The organism is Aeromonas aquatilis, assembly GCF_054052405.1.
Map to the genome: position 1 here is coordinate 24507 of NZ_JBSTYP010000054.1, position 7556 is coordinate 32062.

9 protein-coding genes are annotated in these 7556 nt (G+C 41.2%); 4 read left to right on the forward strand and 5 right to left on the reverse strand.

The window, feature by feature from the left end; genetic code table 11:
• Positions 1-38 precede the first annotated feature (38 nt).
• Both ACW5W8_RS18575 and ACW5W8_RS18580 read right to left on the reverse strand, forming a co-directional pair.
• Positions 39-1661 (reverse strand): MCR-3-related phosphoethanolamine--lipid A transferase, encoded by a 1623-nt coding sequence (locus tag ACW5W8_RS18575; RefSeq protein WP_498629424.1) that lies wholly within the window; start codon positions 1659-1661, stop codon positions 39-41.
• A gap of 448 nt (positions 1662-2109) precedes the next feature.
• Positions 2110-2544 carry an EamA family transporter gene (locus ACW5W8_RS18580; RefSeq protein ID WP_101324984.1) on the reverse strand — a complete coding sequence of 145 codons (435 nt, stop codon included), beginning with the start codon at positions 2542-2544 and terminating at the stop codon, positions 2110-2112.
• A gap of 136 nt (positions 2545-2680) precedes the next feature.
• Here ACW5W8_RS18580 and ACW5W8_RS18585 point away from each other — a divergent pair, with 136 nt between their 5' ends.
• The 4 genes from ACW5W8_RS18585 to ACW5W8_RS18600 all read left to right on the forward strand — a co-directional run bounded on the left by ACW5W8_RS18585 (position 2681) and on the right by ACW5W8_RS18600 (position 5336).
• Positions 2681-3466 carry a COG4705 family protein gene (locus tag ACW5W8_RS18585; RefSeq protein ID WP_479317623.1) on the forward strand — a complete coding sequence of 262 codons (786 nt, stop codon included), beginning with the start codon at positions 2681-2683 and terminating at the stop codon, positions 3464-3466.
• A gap of 127 nt (positions 3467-3593) precedes the next feature.
• On the forward strand, positions 3594-4379 hold the full coding sequence (locus tag ACW5W8_RS18590; RefSeq protein ID WP_498629426.1) for a COG4705 family protein: 786 nt from the start codon (positions 3594-3596) through the stop codon (positions 4377-4379).
• Between the two features lie 56 nt (positions 4380-4435).
• Positions 4436-4621, forward strand: a complete 186-nt coding sequence (locus ACW5W8_RS18595) for a hypothetical protein (protein ID WP_279486093.1) — start codon at positions 4436-4438, stop codon at positions 4619-4621.
• Between the two features lie 184 nt (positions 4622-4805).
• A complete protein-coding gene (locus tag ACW5W8_RS18600; RefSeq protein WP_498629428.1) occupies positions 4806-5336 on the forward strand; it encodes a phosphatase PAP2 family protein in 531 nt (176 codons plus the stop codon).
• A 218-nt stretch (positions 5337-5554) separates the two neighbouring features.
• Here ACW5W8_RS18600 and ACW5W8_RS18605 read toward each other — a convergent pair whose 3' ends face one another.
• The 3 genes from ACW5W8_RS18605 to ACW5W8_RS18615 all read right to left on the reverse strand — a co-directional run bounded on the left by ACW5W8_RS18605 (position 5555) and on the right by ACW5W8_RS18615 (position 7449).
• The gene (locus tag ACW5W8_RS18605) at positions 5555-6244 is read right to left on the reverse strand and encodes a hypothetical protein (RefSeq protein ID WP_498629430.1); all 690 of its coding nucleotides are present in this window, start codon (positions 6242-6244) and stop codon (positions 5555-5557) included.
• 30 nt (positions 6245-6274) lie between these two features.
• The gene (locus tag ACW5W8_RS18610) at positions 6275-6880 is read right to left on the reverse strand and encodes a hypothetical protein (RefSeq protein WP_498629432.1); all 606 of its coding nucleotides are present in this window, start codon (positions 6878-6880) and stop codon (positions 6275-6277) included.
• A 380-nt stretch (positions 6881-7260) separates the two neighbouring features.
• Positions 7261-7449, reverse strand: coding sequence for a hypothetical protein (locus ACW5W8_RS18615; RefSeq protein ID WP_498629434.1), 189 nt, complete (start codon positions 7447-7449; stop codon positions 7261-7263).
• Positions 7450-7556 lie beyond the last annotated feature (107 nt).

A 7556-nucleotide genomic window follows, 5' to 3' on the forward strand; every position in this document is an offset into this window, starting at 1 on the left:
TAGAACTGTTTTATTAAAAATAACACATGACACATAATTCAGTTTTTTCGACATTGTTTGAATATATCTAAGGTCTTGTCGTAAACCTTAGTTTTAATGTCCCAGAGTCCCAAAACAGATGGAAAAAGATTGTCATGCGAATAGCGGTAGATAGCTGAATTATTCTGCAAGCACTTCATATCCAGCCCTTTCTCTTTGGTAAAATTGGGTGACATCCAGACTTGCATAGGCACACGGGTCTGGTCATCTGGTGCAAACTTGTACGGTGTACCGTGCAGGTAAAGCCCCAATGCTCCCAGTGATTCACCGTGATCAGAGACGTAGATCAAGGCCGTGTTGTACTTATCTTCGTAGGTTTTCAACTTGGCAATCATCTCTGCAATCACGAAGTCGGTGTAACGAATGGTATTGTCATAGGTGTTTGTAAGCTCTTCATCTGTACAGTTTTCGATATCGCTACGTGGGCAATCAGGCAAGAACTGGCGATAAGCATCAGGGTAGCGTTTGTAGTAGGTTGGGCCATGGCTACCTATCAAGTGGAAACCAATCAGCTTGTCCCCTTTCATCCGAGCGATCTCATCATCCAGGTTTTGCAGTAAAACCTCGTCATAGCATGTGTTCTTATCACAGAACTTTGGATAATCCTTCGGCTTGATTTCGATGTTAGGAACTCGATTACAGACTCCTTTGCAGCCTCCATCGTTTTCCTTCCAAAAAATGGAGATCCCCGTTTTCTGCAACACATCTAGCAGACCCTCACTGTTGCGAGCTTGATTAGCATCAAACTCTTTTCTCCCCATATTGGAGAACATGCAGGGCACAGATACTGCTGTTGCAGTTCCACACGAGCGCACATCTTTAAATGAAATGACCCCGCCGACTTTACTGGTAAAAGGGTTTGTATCCTTCTCATAACCGTTCATTGAGAAATTCTTACCACGCGCAGTCTCACCTACAACCAGGAACATTAGGGTGGGTTTATCTTTGTCCATGGCCCGTATAGCATCATCTCCCAAAGTAGAAAAAGGAATTGGTTCTGCAAAATAGCGATTATAAATGTATTTCGTTGAACTGTTTATAAAGTTTGCAGGGACAATTTCACGCTGTAAATTTGGATTATTTCGTCCTACTGAAACATAATCCTGATAATACAATGTCGCGATAATTCCAATGATAAATAAGGATGCAATCATGGATAACACTCGTAGAATGATCCCTTTGTACCATTCTGTCTCGTACTCAATTTTAACAAGAAACAATGATGCCGCTGGAATTATTCCTGCTAACGTAACCCATCCCAAAATTGGTAAGCTAAAATAGGCATATGCTTCACTTTGGTTTGTTTCAAAAATGTTCTGAATCATGTTTTGATCAAACAAGACACGATACTTCATCATGGTATAGCTGACGATTGCACTCAACACGAGAAGAAGAGCAAAAAAAGGTTTCACTAAATATCGAAATGAAAATGGGACAAAAATAAAGTTTAGTGCCGCAACTAACAGAATTGGAAGGGAGACTGCAAATCCAATCTTAAAGTCTTCCAGTTTGTAGAGGATATCATAAAAATGGAGAACGCCGCGCCAGTTCAGCATGAATGCAAAATAAAATGCTAACAAAAAAACAAGTGGCACAATTTTAATTTTTATTATGAAAGGCATAACAGCTCCATTTACAGCCTCAAAATATAAATCTATAGGCGAGACACCCTGTCCCGACATGTTGCGGTAGAATAGTAACAAAGCTGTACAGAAGCTTAATCAGCATTTAATCATTTACCGCCCAAAGCGTGACTTAAGTCACAAAAACATCTATCTTATGTATGTTATATCACCAAAATTAAGAAAGTCTTAAGATGTTCTCAGTTCAAGAAATGTTCCATTCTTGAACGTTGATTTCATTAATAGGTGGACAGTAATGTCTGTTATACAGACAACTTTCGATAGCTGAATCCTCATAGTTAAGATGCGTATGTCCCCATCATACCTGTGGCTCAACTGCTCTAACGCCGGATAGAGCGAGCCAAACAACCGCGCGGGCCTGGAAATGCTCTTGTACTTGAGCGAAGGATGGATGACTCCCAAGCTACGTTAACTGTTGCTTTGATCGTTATCGTTTTAACGCCAGCAGCAGGACACCTACTGCTACCAGCCCGATACCAAGCCACTCTCGGGGTGATGGGCGTTCGCCAAGGAATGTGAATGCGAAAACAGCAACTAAGACAAGACTCAGTTTGTCTACTGGTGCGACTTGAGAAGCATCGCCGATTTTTAGTGCTCGGAAGTAGCATACCCATGATGCGCCTGTTGCAAGACCGGACAGACCAAGAAACAACCAGGTTTTAAGTGATAACTCCAACGGATCGACCCACTTGCCTGTGTAAGCAATAAATGCAGATAAAACAACGATGATGATCCCAGTTCGGATTAAGGTAGCTAGGTCAGAGTCCACCCCCTGAACGCCCACTTTGGCAAAAATTGCAGTCATGGCAGCAAAAACTGCGGACAATAAAGCCCAATAAAACCACTCTGTTGACGTAACCATTTCACTCCCCTCAGTTTGTTGTACACCCAGCTAAAAATATTTCTATCATGACGAAAGGTTGCTTAAGTCTTTCTTAATAAATCCCCAACATGCTGCGATAGACGGCAATTCGTCTAACCACAGGATAGGGTGAACCATGCAAAACCAAACGAGCGAATTAGTAAGCAAAGTGCCCGAGATAACATTGGCATTTTGGCTCACCAAAATTCTAGCAACAACGCTTGGTGAAACAGGTGGAGATGCAGTGTCTATGTCGATGGATCTAGGCTATCTGGTAAGTACAGCCATTTTTGCAGTCATTTTCTTTGTGGCCGTCAGTGCACAGATCTCCGCCAAGTCCTATAACCCGACTCTGTATTGGGTCACCATCATTGCAACCACGACTGTTGGAACAACCCTGGCTGACTTCGCAGACCGTTCCTTAGGTATTGGTTATGCTGGCGGCTCAGCAATACTGTTCCTTTTGCTACTTGGTTCGTTTGGCGCATGGTATCGAGCCCAGGGTGAGATATCATCCAGCCTAATTTCGTCACCCAGAACAGAAATGTTCTACTGGATCACCATCATGTTTTCACAAACACTCGGCACTGCTCTGGGAGACTGGACTGCTGATGATGCCGGATTTGGGTATGCGGGCAGCTCAATAGTGTTTGGTGGCATTCTGATAGCTATCGTAGCGGCTTACCTATGGACTAAGGTTTCTCGCACGTTGTTGTTCTGGGCTGCTTTTATTATCACCCGCCCCCTCGGCGCTGTTGTTGGTGACTTTCTTGATAAGCCACTTAGCAAAGGGGGGTTGGAACTCAACCGCTATTCGGCTTCAATTACGTTACTGTTAGCGATTGCCGTGCTGGTGTACATATCTAGCATAAAAAGAAAGCAAAATGATCCAATCACTTTGGATTTGGACACTGATAGATAATTATAAAAGATCTCGAATTTGGAGCTGTGTCATAGATAACATGATCAGCTCCAACATTGTAGACGAGCAATCCATAACGAATTAAAAGTTGAGTGACGACTGTAAAATGTCATTGTAAGGACATCATATGAATAACATAGATATATCAGAACGGAGTTTATTTAATAAAGTGCCAGAAGTAACTATCACCTTCTGGATCATTAAGATGATGTCCACCACTGTAGGCGAGACTGCTGCTGACTACTTGATATTTAATATGAAACTTGGATTAACCATAACATCCATGCTTATGGGTTCTATTTTACTAGCGACCTTGGTGATACAACTTCGAGCAGATAAATATACTCCCTGGAAGTATTGGCTAGCTGTGGTGCTTGTTAGTATATTTGGTACGCTAGTGACAGATAACCTAACCGATCAGATGGGGGTTCCATTGGAGGTCTCAACTATCATATTTACGTTTATTCTGCTTGCTACATTTTGGTTCTGGTATACCCAAGAGAAAACTTTATCAATTCGCTCTATAGATACACCTAAGCGAGAGCTCTTCTACTGGAGTGCTATCCTAGTGACTTTTGCTTTGGGAACCGCAGCGGGAGATTGGGTCTCTGAGGGTATGGATATTGGATACATGAGATCTACCTTGTTATTTGGTGGGCTTATATCCATTGTGTATACTGTCTATTTAATTGCTAGAGTGAATGTAGTTTTGACGTTTTGGATAATCTATGTGTTAACTCGTCCGTTGGGGGCATCTATAGGTGACTTGCTATCACAATCGGAAAAGCATGGCGGCTTGGGATTTGGAGTGACCAGTACCAGCTTAATATTTTTTGTATTTATATCTGTTCTAGTTATGTATCAATCATCCAAGGTCAGTAAACATATTACGATTAATCATAGAGGTGAATAGATATATTTTTAGTTAGGTTAACATGACATGGCGTATCTTCTTGTTAAGAGTGTGGAATGACAAAAACTGATTGGCTGATTAAGTTCAGACGAGCAAAAACATCTAATACTTTAGATATCATGTTAGATGCTGCTTTAAGAAAAATAGAATCTATTGCCGATAAATGTGAGGCAATAAAAGGGCATGAACTACGCCAAGATGAGCTTGAACTAGGGCGACACTGTAAACGGCTGTTCAAATAACGAATAAAACGTACTAAACTCATTTGGCGGAGAGACATATTGTTCTTAAAGTAGCCAATTGTAAATCATATCAGGTAGAGTTAAAACTCTATTTCTGCGTCACTTCATGTTTATCAAAAATAGCTGTTGATAATAATGTCGCTTTGGTTAACGTGGTGATAAAGAAACATAAAATGGACTTTATATGAAAAACAAAATATATATAACTGCTTTTATAAGTAGTTTTTTTAGTCCAGCATATGCGTCTAGTGCATTTGAGACTTATGGTGATATAGGGCAGTTTGCAATACCAGCTATAGCGGCTGGGATCTCTTGGTATAAAGAAGACTATGAAGGGTTGAAGGATTTTGGTTATTCTTTTGTATCAACTACAGCTACTGTTGAGATTTTGAAGAATACGGTTGATGCAACACGGCCAAATGGTGGTTCGAAAAGCTTCCCATCTGGTCATTCGGCCTGGGCCTTTAGTGGTGCAAGTTATCTGCATATGCGTTATGGCTGGAGCTATGGACTTCCTGCTTACATTGCTGCTGGAGCGGTAGGCTGGTCTCGTGTTGAGTCAGATAACCATTATTGGCGAGATGTGATTGCCAGTGCGGTCATTGCCACTGGGTTTAGCTACGTGTTTACCACTCCGTATGATCAACAGCTGGTGTTCGCGCCTGGAATTATGAATGATGGTGCTCAAGGGATCTTGATGAGCTATAGATATTAATCTATCGAAGTCTTTTCGTTTCACATAGCGGCGATGTGTAAGAACACATCGCCATTTTAAATACCAGGCCATTGAGGCATATACGTCCAATTTTTATAAGTCACAGAATTCATCTCTGGAGTTTGGTTCTCTTGGGGTCAAACAACACTTGGCAATGCTGTAGTTGGCGGTAGGATAAGGTACACCAGCTAGGTGATAACTATATCTGTACAATAAGATCATGGAATCTTTATAAAAGAACCATATTTTCGTCTTAAATCATCAATGGCTTTAATTGCCTTTCTTTCCTTTTCCTCCAGCACTTTTATCCCATTAGTTTTTTCTTTTATCCACTGAGAAAGCATTTCTTGAGCCTGCTCTCTTGATTTAATATCAATGATGCTTGCCAAGTCTTTGGATTTTTCTGTTAGAGCCTCTTCTCGTTCTTGTAGTGAGATGAGGCTATTATTTAAATTCTTCTGTATTAGGTCTAAGGAAGCTGAACGCCTACGCATTTCGACTTCACCAGCATCAAGCTGAGCCTCTTTAGCTTTAATTGTTCTATTTATATCATCAACCTGTGAATAAAACTCTGCCTTAAGTTCATCTAAATTAAGAAGGTCGCGTAGTAAGCCTTGCTTTTGATCAACTTCATCTTGTATATGATAGAGACGGTCTTTCAATTCCATTTCAAAGCTTCTGTATTGGTCTTCCAATAGGATTATCTTTTCCTGTGCCTCTAAAATGGACGACTCTTTTTCTTTTAATACTCTCTCCCATCTTTTTAAAATTGCGTTAGCCTTACCTTCTGCATGCCGAGACTGTTGAATTACTCGTTGCATATTACTTAGTTCAGATTGACTCGTATTTTTTATCGCGTTGTATTCTGCATTAAGCCTTTTAACCTCTGCATGATGCTTTGCACTCAAAGATGAATACTGATTCTGTAAAGATAGTAACTACTGTCTATTGTGCGTATACATAATTTCGGAGAAGCTGCCAACAGGGGCCACAGACACCCATTTTTTGGGGCATTTTTTTAGATAATCTCTTATCTCTTCTTTTGAGATTATCTCTCCTTTCACACGAAATCCACTAAGGTCAAGTTCAACGCAGGTTGCATTCACCCTTTTTAATTCTTTAATTTTCCCTCGATCACAAAAGTGCGTAACTGCAACTTCGATGAGAACCTTCTCTCCCTCGATAAACCCAATTACATCAGGTATAACTCTGCCCTCATAAACCTCACATACCATCTCATCAAAGACTATGTTTTTATGTATGGGGTTTATAGTTCCAATAGGCAGTAACAACTGCCTATCCGTTGCTAAAACCTCTTTAGCCAGGATATGTATTTCTGTTTCCGGCTTCCAGGTACAGGAGTTCTGTTCGATTGAATTAGGCTCATGAGCAAAATAATGGGCTTTAATTGGCCCTTTCATTGCCCAGACAGCGCCCTGACAACCGATGCATATGCAATTGCATCCTTTTCCACTAACAACGTCTTTGACATCAACGATATGGCCGTTGTCATCAAGAGCACGGGTCATCAGGATTCTTGCCATGTCTATCCTACCCACAAATGGATCTATGTATAAAAGCGCATCAGTTTATTCAGCCCACGTAGATGCGTACACTACATCAGTTACTACAACATTTTCATGAAAAATCATACACTTCCATTTGATTGTTTTGAACTTAATCAAGATTCAATCGGATTCAGAGATATGACCACTCCCCAGGCGAGCTCATTGGGCTTTAGAGGATGCGTGGGAACGGGCTGGTAATCAGGGAGGGGTCATGGATACAGCATGTTGAAGATGGCTTGAAATTGATACCAAAGGAAGGGCGCACGAAACACGAAAGTAGCGTAAAAAAAAACACCGGTTTGAGGCCGGTGTCAGGTGATAACTATATCTGTAAAGTCTCTCTATTACATGAAGCATTATTCCCTCAAGTCAGAGAACGGCTTGTTAACTACATCCTCAAACTGCTTCAGTGTCTTTTGATACTCCCTTATTTCACGTGGAATAAGTGCATCAACAGTTTTAAGCATCTGCTCAACATTAGCAGGCAGCTTAGGCATTGCGGCATCTCTAATCAGCTGCTCAACATTAGTAGACAGCTTAGGCATTGCTGTATCTCTAATCAGTGAGGTGTCCTGACAAGATCGGACAGTCCCGGATCAAGCAGCCTGAGCAGTTCTCCAATACCTCTTGTTAAACTCCGCCGGGCTGACAT

Excerpts from the sequence above, each read along its gene's own strand:
- ACW5W8_RS18590 (WP_498629426.1), top strand. The coding sequence starts at position 3,594 with ATGAATAACATAGATATATCAGAACGGAGTTTATTTAATAAAGTGCCA.
- ACW5W8_RS18615 (WP_498629434.1), bottom strand. The coding sequence starts at position 7,449 with ATGCCTAAGCTGTCTACTAATGTTGAGCAGCTGATTAGAGATGCCGCA.
- ACW5W8_RS18580 (WP_101324984.1), bottom strand. The coding sequence starts at position 2,544 with ATGGTTACGTCAACAGAGTGGTTTTATTGGGCTTTATTGTCCGCAGTT.
- ACW5W8_RS18595 (WP_279486093.1), top strand. The coding sequence starts at position 4,436 with ATGACAAAAACTGATTGGCTGATTAAGTTCAGACGAGCAAAAACATCT.
- ACW5W8_RS18610 (WP_498629432.1), bottom strand. The coding sequence starts at position 6,880 with ATGGCAAGAATCCTGATGACCCGTGCTCTTGATGACAACGGCCATATC.
- ACW5W8_RS18600 (WP_498629428.1), top strand. The coding sequence starts at position 4,806 with ATGAAAAACAAAATATATATAACTGCTTTTATAAGTAGTTTTTTTAGT.
- ACW5W8_RS18585 (WP_479317623.1), top strand. The coding sequence starts at position 2,681 with ATGCAAAACCAAACGAGCGAATTAGTAAGCAAAGTGCCCGAGATAACA.
- ACW5W8_RS18575 (WP_498629424.1), bottom strand. The coding sequence starts at position 1,661 with ATGCCTTTCATAATAAAAATTAAAATTGTGCCACTTGTTTTTTTGTTA.